Source organism: Candidatus Burkholderia verschuerenii (assembly GCF_001189365.1).
GTDB lineage: Bacteria > Pseudomonadota > Gammaproteobacteria > Burkholderiales > Burkholderiaceae > Caballeronia > Caballeronia verschuerenii.
In genome coordinates, this window is the sequence record NZ_LFJJ01000049.1 from 1 (window position 1) to 14,905 (window position 14,905).

At 59.5% G+C, this 14,905-nt stretch carries 11 protein-coding genes; 1 reads left to right on the forward strand and 10 read right to left on the reverse strand.

Annotation, left to right across the window (positions count from 1 at the left end; translation table 11 throughout):
- Positions 1-121: 121 nt before the first annotated feature.
- Positions 122-745, reverse strand: coding sequence for a D-sedoheptulose-7-phosphate isomerase (locus tag BVER_RS11390; RefSeq protein ID WP_050453394.1), 624 nt, complete (start codon positions 743-745; stop codon positions 122-124).
- Positions 746-755: 10 nt separating this feature from the next.
- Positions 756-5,414 (reverse strand): glycosyltransferase, encoded by a 4,659-nt coding sequence (locus BVER_RS11395; protein ID WP_157056014.1) that lies wholly within the window; start codon positions 5,412-5,414, stop codon positions 756-758.
- A gap of 513 nt (positions 5,415-5,927) precedes the next feature.
- Here BVER_RS11395 and BVER_RS11400 point away from each other — a divergent pair.
- Complete coding sequence (locus tag BVER_RS11400) at positions 5,928-6,920, forward strand: acyltransferase family protein (RefSeq protein ID WP_083452149.1); 993 nt, start codon at positions 5,928-5,930, stop codon at positions 6,918-6,920.
- 49 nt (positions 6,921-6,969) lie between these two features.
- Here the strand turns inward: BVER_RS11400 and BVER_RS11405 are convergent, their stop codons facing one another.
- From BVER_RS11405 to rfbB, 8 genes are all read right to left on the reverse strand, one after another.
- The gene (locus BVER_RS11405) at positions 6,970-8,676 is read right to left on the reverse strand and encodes a glycosyltransferase family 2 protein (RefSeq protein WP_232316497.1); all 1,707 of its coding nucleotides are present in this window, start codon (positions 8,674-8,676) and stop codon (positions 6,970-6,972) included.
- Positions 8,677-8,860: 184 nt separating this feature from the next.
- Positions 8,861-9,616: an ABC transporter ATP-binding protein gene (locus BVER_RS11410; RefSeq protein WP_050453398.1), complete on the reverse strand. Its 756-nt coding sequence runs from the start codon at positions 9,614-9,616 to the stop codon at positions 8,861-8,863.
- A gap of 14 nt (positions 9,617-9,630) precedes the next feature.
- The gene (locus tag BVER_RS11415; protein WP_050453399.1) at positions 9,631-10,413 is read right to left on the reverse strand and encodes an ABC transporter permease; all 783 of its coding nucleotides are present in this window, start codon (positions 10,411-10,413) and stop codon (positions 9,631-9,633) included.
- A gap of 48 nt (positions 10,414-10,461) precedes the next feature.
- Positions 10,462-11,355 (reverse strand): glycosyltransferase family 2 protein, encoded by an 894-nt coding sequence (locus BVER_RS11420; RefSeq protein ID WP_050453400.1) that lies wholly within the window; start codon positions 11,353-11,355, stop codon positions 10,462-10,464.
- A gap of 9 nt (positions 11,356-11,364) precedes the next feature.
- Positions 11,365-12,282 (reverse strand): dTDP-4-dehydrorhamnose reductase, encoded by a 918-nt coding sequence (gene rfbD, locus BVER_RS11425; RefSeq protein WP_050453401.1) that lies wholly within the window; start codon positions 12,280-12,282, stop codon positions 11,365-11,367.
- Positions 12,279-12,830, reverse strand: coding sequence for a dTDP-4-dehydrorhamnose 3,5-epimerase (gene rfbC, locus BVER_RS11430; protein WP_050453402.1), 552 nt, complete (start codon positions 12,828-12,830; stop codon positions 12,279-12,281). The genes rfbD and rfbC overlap by 4 nt, the downstream gene beginning before the upstream one ends.
- Entirely contained in the window at positions 12,815-13,708 is an 894-nt protein-coding gene (gene rfbA / locus BVER_RS11435; protein ID WP_050453403.1) for a glucose-1-phosphate thymidylyltransferase RfbA, read from the reverse strand. The genes rfbC and rfbA overlap by 16 nt, the downstream gene beginning before the upstream one ends.
- 10 nt (positions 13,709-13,718) lie before the next feature.
- Positions 13,719-14,780 carry a dTDP-glucose 4,6-dehydratase gene (rfbB, locus tag BVER_RS11440; RefSeq protein ID WP_050453404.1) on the reverse strand — a complete coding sequence of 354 codons (1,062 nt, stop codon included), beginning with the start codon at positions 14,778-14,780 and terminating at the stop codon, positions 13,719-13,721.
- Positions 14,781-14,905 lie beyond the last annotated feature (125 nt).

The following is a 14,905-nucleotide window of genomic DNA, read 5'->3' on the forward strand; positions in this document are numbered from 1 at the left end:
CTGCCGACGCTTCGCCGACCACCTCGCGGTGACCTGCGCACGGCTCGGGGCCGATGTGGTTCGCTACTCCTTCATCGCAGTGGACTTTCACCACCTACTCCTTGCCGGTCTACCGGCGCACTCAGAACTTGATCTTCCCGATCGACTCGCGATCGACGTACTGCTGGCGCGTATGCTGCGCGAGAATGTGCATCAGGCTCTGGTGAATGTCTTCAACGACGCCGTAATTATGCGCCTTGACCCAGAGCTTCACGTCGGCCAGCTCGTTCGCCGCGCCACCGTCGAAACCTGTCATTGCAATGGTCTGAACCCCCATCTCCTTCGCGCAACGAAGTGCCTGGACGATGTTTGGAGAACCACCGGACGAACTGATCACGATCAGAAGATCACCGGCATTCGCGTGGCTCTCTAGCTGGAAGGAAAAAATCTGGTCGTAGGAGAAGTCGTTCGCGATCGCCGTGATGAGCTCGACCGTCGATGCGAGGCTATACACGTTGGGCTTGATATCCGTGCCATTGCGAACCCCTTTCAGGCAGTCGCAAGTGAGGTGATTCGAGATCGCCGCAGAGCCGCCGTTGCCGCAGACGAAGACCGTGCCGCCGCGCTCGACGACTTCGCGGAACAGCGCCGAAGCGCGATGAATCTCGCTGCGGTCGAGCAAAGCCGACGCGCGATGATAAGTGTCGAAATAGTCGTCGGCATACTCGCCGCAATCGGCATAGTGCCGTGTGGGAAACAAACTCATGTCAGATTCTTTAAAAAATGGTGGATGCGGTTATGCCCGGGGCTTGTGTGCTGAGGTTCAGCGGCTTGGCCTCTCTGATGGCCTGCGTGTATTTGACGATCATTTCCTCGTAGCCGGGAAGGCTGTCGAGCACGGCAAAACTCTTGGAACGCAGTCGTTCGCGCAGAGCCTCATCAGCAATGATGCGTTCCAGACGCTCGGCCAATTGCGCGGTGTCGCCTGCCTCATAAAAGAGCGCGTTGATGTCTTCCTTCACCTGTTCGCGGATACCGAATACCGGCGTCGTCACGATCGGCAAGCCGCAAGCCATTGCTTCCACAAGAACACGTGGAGCACTTTCGATATGTGAGCTGCAGATGTAGACATCCGCTGCGCGGTAGTAAAGGAAAGGATCTTCCATCGGCCCGGTCAGCACTACGCGTTTTGTCAGTGCGGACGGCAGGCGGGAAATCGCAGCTTCTATTTGCTCCGTATAGTTGACCTCGCCGGTCTTGCCCGCGATGTAAAGGCGGATCCGGCCAGTGACGGCAGCGGACATCTTTGCCAGTGCTTCGACCACATCGAGCTGACCCTTGCGGCGGCAGACGGTACCCACGACGACCAGCACGATGTCGTCGGGAGCGATCTTCAGTTCGTTGCGAGCGGACTCGCGGCTCCAGCGGCCGGTTTCCTCCGCCAGTCGCTCCGGCGCAATGCCGTAGCGAATCAGCCTGAAGTTGCCGTTAGTCTCGACATCACGCCAGCCGCGGCGTGTCGCCTCGGCGACATACGTCACGCGGTACGCCTGCGCGAACGCGCCATAGGCCACGGCCCGCGCGCGCGGCGGGAGATAGTCGAAATACGTCGCCCAAGGTTCACTCTCGTGCTGGCACCAGATCGACGGAATACCGCCCGCCGTCGCGCCGGCGACCGCCCAAAAGGCGTTGAGCGTATTGGCAACGACTACCTCGGCCTTCAGGCTCTTGAACACCCTGCCGATCGTCGCCAGCGTCTCCAGGATATCGTGTGCGTCCTGCATGGCGGCGACAGGATCGGAAAGCACGTGCACCGGGATTCCGGCGCTTGCATACAGTTGACGCAGCGGTCCGTCTTGCGGCGAAACCACCGAAGCCGTAATCGCGCCATGCTCCATCAGGCCTTTGGCAAGATCGAACAGGAAGATCGGCGCGCCTTCGAAATTCAGATTGTGCGTCACGAGCAGAACGTGAACCGGACTCTGGTCGCGCGATGGCCAGCGAACGGTCGCGGGTTCGAACCACTCGTTTTCGAGCGACAGATTCCGGTTATACCAGCGATCTGTCCAGTCGCCATACTTGCGGCGGAGATTGGCCACCTCGACCGGGCTGTCCTTATAGCCGCGAGACTTGCTCTCGAAATGTAACAATTCCGCCTGCGAAGCATAAACACAGTTCCATCCCGCCTTGATCAGCCGATAGCAATAGTCGACATCGTTATAGGCGACAGCGAAATCAGTCTCGTCGAATCCGCCAACCTCGTCGAACAGCTTCCTCGGCGTGACCATGCACGCTGCGGTCACAGCCGAATATTCGCGCGGCGTGCGAATGAAGCCCATGTATCCCCAATCGTGCGGCGCCTTGTTGCGGAAAGCGTGACCGACGAGCCCTTCGTGATAGCCGTGCACGATGCCCGCATGCTGAATCGTTCCGTCTTCGAAGTACAACCTTGCGCCCACGGCACCGACCCGGTCCATCTGCGCATAGCCCATCATGGCACTGAGCCAGTGCTCGCTGATGACTTCCGTGTCGTTATTGAGGAACAGGAGATAGTCGGTGTTCGCGTGTTTGACGGCCTTGTTCATGAGGCCCGCGAAACTGAAACGGCCGCCTTCGCTCGGTATGCGCACGACGCGATGACGCGGTCTGGTACTCAGTTCACGAAGATACGCGATGGCATCCGGTTCGTTGCTGTCGTTGTCGATCATGAGCACTTCGTAATTCACGTAAGTGGTCTTGGCGAGCGACTCGATACAAGTCTTCAGCAACGCAGCGTGATTCTTGGTCGGAATGATGATGCTGACATCAGGGCCGTCATCGCGAAATTCGATGTCGAACATGCCGACCTTCGCCGCCCGCGCCCACGCGGGATGCGTGACGCGTGCACCCGCGATACCGCGTCGCTCAACGGCTTGCTCGACCGCCATGCGCCCGGCTTCGAGACTCGCCGGCTTGGCATCGCCCGATGCAGCCGTCGAGCCTGGCACGACACGCCAGTTGTAAAGAATCTTGGGGACGTGGCCGACGTGACGCGCCTTCTCGGTCGCGCGCAGCGCAAAATCGTAGTCCTGAGAGCCGTCGAACGGCTTGCGAAATCCACCAAGTTCTTCGAACAAGGCACGCCGCACGCTGAACACATGACCGAAATACATGTAAGAAAGCAGCAGTACCGGCGACCAGTCCGGCTTGAATTGCGGCGCGAAATGTCTCCCGCTCAAATCGATCTTGTCATCGTCGCTATAGACGACGTCGGAGTCCGAATGCTCCGCGTAGTAAAGCGCCAGCTCGGCCACGCAATCCGGCGTGATGAGATCATCGTGATCGACGAACGCGATGATCTCGCCCGTCGCGATCCCGACTGCTGCGTTGGTCGCGACGCTGATACCCCCGTTCTCCTCCAAATGAACGACCTTGATCCGCCCGTCGAGCGCTTGCAGACGATCGAGCATGGGACGCACGTGAGGCGCCGGGCTGCAGTCGTTCGCCAGACACCATTCCCAATTACCGTAAATCTGATTACGCACGGCAGCTTCGAGTTCCGCGAACAACTCAGGCGGCGTATCGTAGATCGGCGTAATGATGGATATCTTCGGCAGGCGGTCTGCGTGTTCGGACAATGCCTTCCGCAATTCACGGATATCCGCCACACTCAGCGTATTGACCGAACGCCACGATTCGTAGGGATCGTGAGCCGACGAACGGGCGAGCGGCGCGCCCGTGGTCGTATCGGTATCCGGCAACAGTTCGAGCCATTTGCCGAGTTCGGTCGCCGCCTTTGCGCTGATTGGCGCAATTTCGCCGAACTGCACACCGGCAAGTGGACGCGGCAGGCGTCCTTCGGCCCGGCCATGCAGCAGAAAATGCGCGAGCGGATTCGCTCCCGCGGCCCGCACATCGGGGTTGTTCGTGAGATACCAGTTCGTGCTGAATTCCACGCTCGGGTCGCGCCTTTCGCGCGCGCCGGCGCGCAGATAGTGCATGAGTGGATCAACGCCCGCAGCCTGCACATCGGGATTGCGTTGCAAGTACCAATGGGGATTGAAGAACTTGTTCAGGTCCGCTGGAACGCGCATACGCAGACGACGCACCATAACGGTGTCACCTACACGCCGCAGCACCTTCGATGACCGGCCTCGCGCGACCAGATATTGACGCGGGTGTCGCAGAAACCGATATGCGCGTGAGCCGCCGAGAAACGAACGAACCGGCCGGCTGGCACGCCAGATCGTGCTGCTTTCGATGGCATTCAGCCGTTCGACCAGCACATCCCGATCGGCGCCACGGCGCATTTGTTCCATGAGCAGGGCCGACTGTTCAATCAGGCGCTCTTCCTGTTGCGCAAGGCGCTCCTCCTGTTGTGCAAGGAGCTCTTCCTGTTGCGTGAGGCGTTCGTCTCGTTCGGTTATGCCAGTGGAGAATTCATCGCGAGCGCGCGCGACCAGATTTTTTTGCGCATCGAGTGCGACGGCGTGCTGTTTGAGCGCCTGCTCGAGTGATTCGCCATGCACGCGCAGATGATCCCTCTGCGCATTGGCGGCGATCAGCCACTGGTCGCGATCACCCACCGCCGCTTCGAGTTTGCCGATCAATTCACGCGTCTGCTCGACCTCGCCGGTGACGCGTGCAATCGATGCGTCGCGTTCGCCCAATGCTTCACGTTGCAACTGCGCGTCGAGACTGGAACTGACCGCGGTGCCCAGGCGGCCGAAATATTCCCGGATCTCTTGCGTGGCTTTCGGCGATTTTGCAACCGTCTCCGTCAACCAGCGAACGCCTGCCGATTGGTCGCGTCCGACCGCCAGCAAACCGAGACCATTGCTGTGCGCGAACGTGAAGGAAGGGTAGCGCGCGCTGATCTCTTCCCAGAATTTCCAGACGCCGAATTCGCGTTCCCGCACCGCGATGTCGTGAAAAAGGACTACGGCGCGATCGGACAGACGCGGCAGCCAGGTCTCGAAATCGTGGCGCACCGCATCGTATGTATGAAGGCCGTCGATATGCAGAAGATCGATACTGCCGTCCGAAAAATAGCTTACGGCATCATCGAATGTCGTGCGGATCAGGCGTGAGAAATCGCCATATAGCGGATCGTGATACGCGGCCAGCGTCGTGTAGATGCTGTCGTCGTAGAAGCCCGCGTGACTGTCACCCCGCCAGGTATCGATCGCGTGACAGCGGGTCGGCAACTCGAGTTTGCGCACCGCCTGACAGAACGCCAGATACGAGTTGCCGCGATGCGTTCCCAGCTCCACGATGGATTCGGGCTTCTGCGCCTCCACCAGCCAAAAAGCAAACGGAATTAAGCCGTTCCAGGAGGGGATGGGCGGGACACATGCCGGCGCCATGAAGGCTATCCCGGAGTGCACCGGATCAAAATCCTGCTCCCCATCACCCACCGTTTCGACTTGACTTAATACTCGCATGGACTTGCTCAAGGAAAATACGATTCTGCTGACGTAAGAACGGCGCAAACTTCTGCCACGAGATCAACACACCCGCAATCCCTCAAAAGGGCCAAGAGGCACGGAAACGTCGGAAACGATTGCCACTTCGTGTGTTACGGGTACTACTGCTTCCGCCATACCCCATTGCCGGTCGTAAAACGTCAAGGTAAGTGCGATCGCGCATCAATATGCTCGACCATCGATACTTCGGGCGAGATTTGGCGCTAGTGAGGATGAGTTGTATATTACCCGCCGGACGCCACTAGCAGCGACGACGATCGCAGGCCGCCGTGCGCGCGCAATCGCGCATACTCCAAACGGAGCGAATGCCGGTTTCTGCGGGGACCGTTCGCGTCATGGGAGGCCTGCAGCGCGACGCCAGCCGCATCAGGCGACGTATAATCGCGGCGAACTTCCGGGTACGCGTCGCGCCTTGGTGAGAGTGCGCAACGATACGAGGATCCCCGCACGACCACCCAACCTGGCCCGAATTCGAAACGGATTATGGAAATAAAGAACAACTTCAACCTTATCCGCGTTGTACTCAGCATATTCGTGGTCCTGTCTCACTCATATCCCGTCGCGGGACTCCCGGAGCCGACGTATTTTTATATGTCAGCCGGCATGCTCGCGGTGCACGGCTTCTTCGCGATCAGCGGTTATCTCATCACGCGGAGTTTCGAACGCAGTCCTCGCGTGCTCTCTTTCGCCTGGAACCGTTTGCTGCGCATCGCGCCCGGTCTCGTCGTCGCCTACCTGTTCTCGAAGTTCGCATACAAGGCATTCGATGGCTATGCGGGCAATCCCCTTGTGCTGCTCAACGCTTCGTTGTGGACGTTGCCGTGGGAGATGCTATGTTACGTCGCGGTCGGTCTCGTCGGCGTGGTCGGCGCACTGAACCGCAACACGTTTCCCGCGCTTTACTGCTCTTTGTGGTTCATTTTCATCATGCATCTGGGCGATGACGGGCGATTGTTCTACTTCGTCACCGCTATGCTGATGATGTTCCTCACGGGTGCATTCATCGCGCTCGCCGAGCATCGTCTGAGCGTGCCCAAGGCTGCGCTGGCGGCGGTATTCGTGATGCTAGTGGTCTTTACGCAAACGGGTATCGATGCTTTGTCGGCACTCGTCAAAGTCGCGGATTTTGCCTATGGCCCGAAGTTTCCGATTGGTGGAATCCGGCAAGCGCTCTATGTCGCAGCGCTGTCGTTCATCTTCATTTATTTGAGCGTCTACGCGGTACGCGTGCCTTTTTTCAAAGACGATATTTCCTATGGCGTGTATGTCTACGCGTGGCCGGTTCAGGAGATCGTGGTCAAACTCATGGCAGATCATGGGCTGGCGCCGGGCGGTTTGAGCGTTTTTCTTCTATCGATGCCTCCGATCGTGCTCCTTTCGTGGATCTCCTGGCGGTTGATCGAAAAGCCGGCTCTTGGAATGAAGAAGCTTTTGGCGATACGCAAAACGCAGGTGACGCACCAAATTCGCTCTTGATTTTGCCGATGCCTGACGACGGCTTACGCGTGGCGGAACGCCGGGCCAATCAGTCCAGCATGCCGATACGCGGAGGAAAGGCAAGCGAGAAGGCGGCAGCGCCCTGCAACGCCAGATTGGGGTTGTAGCAGGGGTCGTTGTCGATCACGTTTTCCCAGCGCTGACGCATCCACGCGACCTCGCGAGCGAAGCGCTCGGCGTTCGGCCCCTCCGCGTCGCTACGGCGTGAGGCAGACTCGTGATGAATCAGGCTTGCGTAAGGAACATAGATATTCCGGTATCCCGCCGCTCTCAGCTTGAGACAAAAATCCACGTCGTTGAAAGCGACACGCAGATTCAGCGCATCGAGTCCGCCAACGCTTTCGTAGAGTGACTTCCGGACCACCAGACAAGCGGCAGAAACGGCGGAAACTTCCTGCGCCAGCACAGCACGGCCGAAATAACCGGGATCTCCCTTGCCGACAAGATGGTGATAATGTCCCGCCAGATCGCCGATGCCGAGCAATACCCCACCGTGCTGCAAACGACCGTCTGGATACCACAACGCAGGGCCCACTGCGCCGACATCCGGCTGAGACGCATAGCCGCACAAAATGGAGAGCCAGTCGCCGCCATGCACTTCGGTGTCGTTGTTCAACAGACAGAGGTACTCGCCCGTCGCAACGGCACTGGCGCGATTGTTCAAGTCGGAATAGTTGAACGGCTCGTCAATCGATACCACCTGCACATCGGGCAGCTGCTTATAATGGTCGAGAAGTTCCAGCGCATTTCGTTCCGTCGATCCGTTATTCACAATGACGATTTCATAGTTTGCGTAACGCGTGCGCTCGCGCAAGCTGCCGATACAACGCTCCAATAGGTCTGCACGATCACGCGTCGGAATGGTGATCGATATCCTTGGTGCAGGCTGAGGCGTGCCGAATATGACGCGCAGCATGGACGATGCGGGCGAGATCGGCTCGACCGATGCATCTGCGCCGCAGCGCACGAGATGTTCGCGAACGGCCCGGAGCGAGGCATCGTGCGCGTAAGGCTTCGCGGCAACATCGAGGGCTGTGCTGTCCGCGCTCACGCGCCAGTGATACAGGACGTGCGGCACATGGACGATCTGCTCCGGCCGCAACCGTTCGGCGCAACGCAGCGCGAGATCGTGGTCCTGACTGCCTTCGAAGCCGGGACGAAATCCGTCGACCGAGCGCACCAGGTCCGCATCGAACACGCCAAAATGCGAAAACATGTTTTGCCCGAGCATGAGCACCGCGTTCCAATCCGACTTGAAGTACGGCTGAACTCGACTGCCGTCCGGTGCGAGTTTGTCCTCATCGCTGAAAAACATCTTCGCGTCGGGGTGCTTCGCGGCATACTGCGCAATCATCTGCAACGCATGCGGCGGCAGCACGTCGTCATGATCGAGCAATGCAATGAAATCGCCGCGGGCAAGCGTTATGGCATCATTACTGGCAACGCAAATATGTCCATTCGAACTGCGCCGTTCGAATTTGATACGCGAATCACGACGGGCGTACTCGTCGACGATCGAACTCATGTGAGCTAAATTGGACGCGTCGTCCACCATGCAAAGCTCCCAGTGCGGATAGGTCTGACCAAGGACAGACTCGATCATCTTGCGCAGGAAACTGGCCGGCGTATTGTAAAGCGGGACAACAACGGAAAAGACCGGGTTCGCGTCCAATGTTGCCAGACGCTCAGCAAGCGCTTGGAGTTCGCCGTCGCCGATGGAGTCGTAGCGACGCACCCATGCATCGTACTGGCTCGCTCCTGACGCGCGTGCAGCGCGTGAACGTAGTCCCGCCACGCCCTCACGCCGCAACGTTGCGCAAATTGTCCGCAGAGTGAGGACGAGCCCACCGCGCAGTCGCATGGTTTGCCGAAACGATTTCACCAAACGCCACAACCGGCGTGTCAGGTTCGCGGCCGACTCAACCGTGCTGGACATATTCCTCATACGCCGAGAGAATTTCCTCGACGGGTCCGAAGGCCCGCACGCGACCGCGCTCCATCCACAACGCCTTGTTGCAGACGCGGCGTATTTCGTTGTTGGAATGCATGGCTAGCACGACGATCTCGGCGCGACCGTGCAATTCTTCGAGGCGCTGTTCCGCCTTGTGCATGAACGATGCATCACCCACGCCCATCACCTCGTCAAGCAGCAGAATTTCGGCATCCACGGCGGTCGATACGGCGAAAGCAAGACGTACTCGCATACCGCTCGAGTACGTGCGAAGCGGCAAGTCGAGATAATCCCCGAGTTCGCAGAATTCGACGATGCCCGGCGTCTTTTCCTTGATCTCCGCATCGGTCATACCGAGTAAAAGACCCCGCAGACGGATGTTCTGCAGTCCCGTGGAGTTGTCGTCCATGCCAAGACTGATATCGAGCAGCGGAACGATCTTGCCTTGAGTTTTGACGACTCCGAGCGTCGGATGGTAGATGCCTGCCATCGTGCGCAGCAGCGTGGATTTGCCCGCGCCGTTATGGCCGATCAGACCAATGCGGTCGCCCGGGTTGAATCGCAGATCGACGCTGTCCAGCGCACGCACCACGACGACACCGTCATTGTCCTCGGCGATCGAATTGCGACGGCCAAGTCGCATGACCTGTTTCTTGAGAGAGCGGCCTTGTACGTCGTAGATGGGCAAATCGAGGGTTGCGCCCTTGAGTTCGATGAACGCCATGTCTTTCTTTCCTCTCAAACCCAATACGGAATGCGTTTCAGATATCGCCCGGTCATCGTCAGCGCGAGCGCCCATCCGACCACGGCCATGCCCACTGTCACCTCCCAGGTAATCGCGCTCGGCGCCATACCAGTCAGCGGCGCACGCACGAGTTCTATCAGGTGCGCCAAAGGATTCCATTCAACGATGAACGAAAAACGCGTCAGCGAATCAGGGCGGTAGATGATTGGCGTCACGTAAAACGCAACCTGCAACAACGCTGCAGTGATTTGCGGCAGATCGCGGAAGCGTGCCGATAAGAGGCCGGCCATCATCGCGATCCACATGGCATTGAGCATGTACACCACTAGCGCCGGCACGAACAGCGGCAACACTTCCCAGTTCTTAATGCCGAATACGCCGAGCAGCACGACGACGATGACAAAGTTGTGCGCGAGAATCACCAGGTTGCGCCACACGACCTGCAGGATGTAAATCAGTTTGGGCGTGGCCGCTTGACGGATATACGTACCGCTTGCGATATACGCTATGCTGCCTTCCTGCACCGTGGATGAGAATGATGTCCACAGAACCAGGCTGATCGCGAGAAACGGCAGATACTCGCCCATCTTCATGCCGAAGAGCGTTCCGTACACGACGCCGATGGAGCCGATCATGACACCCATGCTGATCGTCAGCCAGAACGGCCCGACTCGCGAGCGCGCGTAGCGCTGCCTGACCTCGAGCCAACCAAGCAGAGTCCATAGCCGCCAGGACGCCAGACTATTCTCCAGATCTTCAAAGATTTGGGTAGACATCTTAAATAGGGTTCGAATCTGGTTGATGAGTTCAGTAAACCTGCTGCCTCACGGTTGCTGCAATTTGCCCATCCGTCCTGTGAGTCCATGCCAGATGCCAAGGAGCGACATCCAGACATGCCGGACGCGCGGACGGAGCCATACACCGTAGATAACGAGCCGGACCGGCATCGCCACGAGCTCCGTCCATTTCCATCTCCACGGCATATAGCCACGCAGAATCAGGTTGGTGGCGTTACGAAACAGATAGTAGTGACGAAGCGGACCGTGACTGGGATACACCCGGCCGAATATGCGGATCGGTTCGCCCCCGAGGGTATGACTTAGACGAAACGCCGGCGCGCCGAGGACCGAATAATCACGGGCACGCGCCCGGACGCACCACTCGAGATCGACGAAATCGATAAAGAGCTCGTCGTCCATCGGGCCGATGTCGGCCCATGCCGCCGCATTGATGCACGATCCGGAGGTGATCAGGAAATCGGCCTCGATCAGACCTCCGCCGACGGCGGGAACGCGTTCCAGCGCCGGAAATGCAAACCGCACGAAACGCGTCACACCGCCTAACCTTTCATCGATGTAGGCAGGCCCGACCACCGCGACTCGTTTGCCACGGCGCGACTCGTCTTCCAGGAGACGTGGCAATCCTTCGAGCAGTTCCGCAGACGGATCGCTATCCTGATCGAACAGCAAAATGAACTCGCAGCCCGCATCGATCAGTATCGAAACACCTTGATTGAGCGCCGTGGCAATGCCTAGGTTTGCGCCATTCGGCCAATACAGAACGTTGCTCGAAAGGGCTGCCGCAGTCCGCGACGTGTCGCCTTCGGTATTGTCGATGACGACGCACGCTCCGAAAGCCGAGAGCCGCTCTGTCCGCTTGATACATGCTTCGTCTGGATGATAGAAGACGACGACTACGCCGGTCCGTGCCTGAACCATGTTCTGCCGCTAACTCGTATGTGAAACGTTCAGCCCGCTGTGCCCGGACATACACAAACGCAGGCAATCGTCCCACGAGAGAGCCTGGGCACCGAACGCTGCCTGAAACTTCACCCCGGACATACGGGAATTGTGCGGTCTCGCCGCAGGCGTCGGATAAGCCGATGCCGGAATCGGCTTGACGATCGGCTTCTTCGCCAAATCCGAGAGATCGAAAATCGCCTGCGCGAATCCATGCCACGACGTCGCACCGCCCGCCGTCAGGTGATACACCCCCGACTTCTCCGACCACCATCCGGCGTCCGCCACCGCGCCCTGCGCCAGCACATTCGCAGTCAACGCCGCGATCGTCACCGCCCACGTCGGCGCCCCGATCTGATCCGCGACCACGCTCAACTCTTCCCGCTCCGCGCCCAAGCGCAGCATCGTCAGCAGAAAGTTCTTTCCACGCGTGCCATACACCCAGCTCGTGCGAAAAATCAGATGATCGCATCCCGATGCGGCGATCGCTTGCTCGCCCGCCAGCTTGCTCTTGCCGTAGACGTTCTGCGGATTCACCGCATCGTCCTCAACATAAGCGCCGTCCTTCGTGCCATCGAACACGTAATCGGTCGAATAATGAACGAGCGCCGCGCCCAGACGCTTCGCCTCTTCCGCCAGCACGCCCGGCGCTTCGCCATTGGCCCGCATGGCGGCATCGACTTCGCTCTCCGCCTTATCCACCGCCGTATAAGCCGCCGGATTCACGATCAGCGCAGGCTTCACGTCACGCACGACGCGACGAACCTGATCGAGATCGCTCAGATCGAGCCGGCTACTATCCACCACCACCACGTTGCCCAATCCTTGCAGCGTGCGCGCCAGCTCAAAACCGACCTGACCATTCACGCCGGTCAGAAGAATGTTCCGCTGTGCCGCGCCGCTCATTCGAACACCTCGGCATCCGCCAGCTGCTTGCCCGCCGCATCCTTCGCCGCCAGCAGCGGCTCGAAATCGATCGGCCATTCGATACCGATCGACGGATCGTTCCACACGATGCTGCGCTCATGCGCCTGATACCAGTAATCGGTCGTCTTGTAGAGAAACTGCGCCGACTCCGACAGCACGACGAAGCCGTGCGCGAAGCCCGGCGGCACCCACAATTGCCGATGGTTGTCGGCGGACAGATTCACGCCCACCCACTTGCCGAAATTCGGCGAGCTCTTGCGGATATCGACGGCGACGTCGAACACTTCGCCTTCCACCACGCGCACGAGTTTTCCCTGCGCATGCTGGATCTGATAGTGCAGACCGCGCAGCACGCCCTTCGCCGAACGCGAATGGTTGTCCTGCACGAACTCCACGCCGCTCTCCACCTGCTCGGCAAACTCACGCGCGTTGAAGCTCTCGTAGAAGAAACCGCGCGCATCGCCGAACACTTTCGGCTCGATGATCTTGACTTCGGGCAGCGCGGTAGCGGTTACTTGGATGGCCATGCGACTTGGTCCTTCGAGAGATTGATGAGATATTGACCGTATGCGTTCTTCGACAGCGGCTTGGCCAGCGCGAGCAGTTGCTCCTCGCCGATCCATTGCTGGCGATAGGCGATCTCTTCGGGACACGCCACCACCAGACCCTGCCGCTTCTGCAGCGTGGCGATGAACGTGGCCGCCTCGATCAGCGAGTCGTGCGTGCCGGTATCCAGCCACGCGTAACCGCGCCCCATGATCTCGACATCGAGCTTCTTCATGGAGAGATAGCGCGAGTTCACATCGGTGATCTCGAGTTCGCCGCGCGGCGACGGCTTGATGTCCGCCGCGATATCGCACACCTGACTGTCGTAGAAATACAGCCCGGTCACGGCGTAGTTCGAACGCGGTTTGGCCGGCTTCTCTTCGATCGACAGCGCGTGGAACTTGTTGTCGAACTCGACCACGCCGTAACGCTCCGGATCGTGGACGTGATAGGCGAAGACGGTGGCGCAATCGGTGCGCGCATCGGCGCTGGCGAGTTGCTTGGCCAGATCGTGACCGTAGAAAATGTTGTCGCCGAGAATCAGCGCCGACGGATCGTTGCCGACGAACTCACGCCCGATGATGAACGCCTGCGCCAGCCCGTCCGGCGACGGCTGCACCGCGTACTGGATGTTCATGCCCCACTGGCTACCGTCGCCGAGCATCGACTCGAAGCGCGGCGTGTCCTGCGGCGTGGAGATCACCAGCACGTCGCGGATGCCCGCGATCATCAGCGTCGACAGCGGATAGTAGATCATCGGCTTGTCGTACACCGGCAGCAGTTGCTTCGACACCGCGTGCGTGATCGGATACAGCCGCGTGCCGGAGCCACCAGCGAGAATTATGCCTTTGCGCGCCATCGTCAGTTCCTCACGCGCGCTGCGCGTAGTTCGTCTCGACCCATTGCCGGTACTCGCCGGACGCCACTTCGTCGGCCCACGGCTGATTGTCCAGATACCACTGGACCGTCTTGGCGAGACCGGTTTCGAAGGTTTCCGCCGGCTTCCAGCCGAGTTCGCGTTCGAGCTTGCGCGCATCGATCGCGTAACGGCGGTCGTGGCCCGGACGATCCTTCACGTAAGTGATCTGATCGCGATACGAACCGGTCGCCTTGGGCTTCAGAAGGTCGAGCAGATCGCACAGCGTATGCACGACTTCGAGGTTCTTCTTCTCGTTCCAGCCGCCGACGTTGTAGGTCTCGCCGAGCGCGCCGCGCGCCAGCACTTCGCGGATGGCCGAGCAATGGTCGCCCACGTACAGCCAGTCGCGCACGTTCTGGCCATCGCCGTAGACCGGCAACGGCTTGCCGCCGAGCGCGTTGGCGATCATCAGCGGAATCAGCTTCTCGGGGAACTGGTACGGGCCGTAGTTGTTCGAGCAGTTGGTCGTCAGAACCGGCAGGCCGTAAGTGTGGTGATACGCGCGCACCAGATGGTCCGAACCCGCCTTGGTGGCCGAATAAGGGCTGTTCGGCGCGTACGGCGTGGTCTCGGAAAACTGCGGATCGGTGGCGGAAAGCGAGCCGAACACTTCGTCCGTGGAGACGTGCAGGAAGCGGAACGCCTGCTTCTCCGCTTCGGGCAGCTTGCTCCAGTACATGCGCGTGGCTTCGAGCAGGACGAACGTGCCGACGACATTGGTCTGCACGAAATCGGCCGGGCCGTGGATCGAACGATCGACGTGACTTTCGGCGGCGAAGTGCAGGATGGCGCGGGGCTGATGCTTGGCGAGGAGTTCGTCCATCGCCGCGCGATCGCAAATGTCCGCGCGGGCGAACACGTGCCGCGGGTTGTTCTGAAGCGATTTGAGCGTGCCGAGGTTGCCCGCATACGTCAGTTTGTCGACGTTGAGCACGGTTTCGTCAGAAGCTGCGAGCCAGTCCAGCACAAAATTAGCGCCGATAAAGCCTGCGCCGCCCGTCACGAGAATCATAAGTACCCTCTTGGCCGCTCTTTCAGCCGGCAAACCGCCCGAAAGACCACTCGAAAAATGTGAAAAATTTGCGTCTTATTCGCATGAATCACGCCGAACGGGAACCTATGACCGATTTAGCGGTC

Coding starts and splice junctions, on each gene's coding strand:
- BVER_RS11390 (WP_050453394.1), bottom strand. CDS start 745: ATGAGTTTGTTTCCCACACGGCACTATGCCGATTGCGGCGAGTATGCC.
- BVER_RS11400 (WP_083452149.1), top strand. CDS start 5,928: ATGGAAATAAAGAACAACTTCAACCTTATCCGCGTTGTACTCAGCATA.
- BVER_RS11410 (WP_050453398.1), bottom strand. CDS start 9,616: ATGGCGTTCATCGAACTCAAGGGCGCAACCCTCGATTTGCCCATCTAC.
- BVER_RS11415 (WP_050453399.1), bottom strand. CDS start 10,413: ATGTCTACCCAAATCTTTGAAGATCTGGAGAATAGTCTGGCGTCCTGG.
- BVER_RS11420 (WP_050453400.1), bottom strand. CDS start 11,355: ATGGTTCAGGCACGGACCGGCGTAGTCGTCGTCTTCTATCATCCAGAC.
- rfbD (WP_050453401.1), bottom strand. CDS start 12,282: ATGAGCGGCGCGGCACAGCGGAACATTCTTCTGACCGGCGTGAATGGT.
- rfbC (WP_050453402.1), bottom strand. CDS start 12,830: ATGGCCATCCAAGTAACCGCTACCGCGCTGCCCGAAGTCAAGATCATC.
- rfbA (WP_050453403.1), bottom strand. CDS start 13,708: ATGGCGCGCAAAGGCATAATTCTCGCTGGTGGCTCCGGCACGCGGCTG.
- rfbB (WP_050453404.1), bottom strand. CDS start 14,780: ATGATTCTCGTGACGGGCGGCGCAGGCTTTATCGGCGCTAATTTTGTG.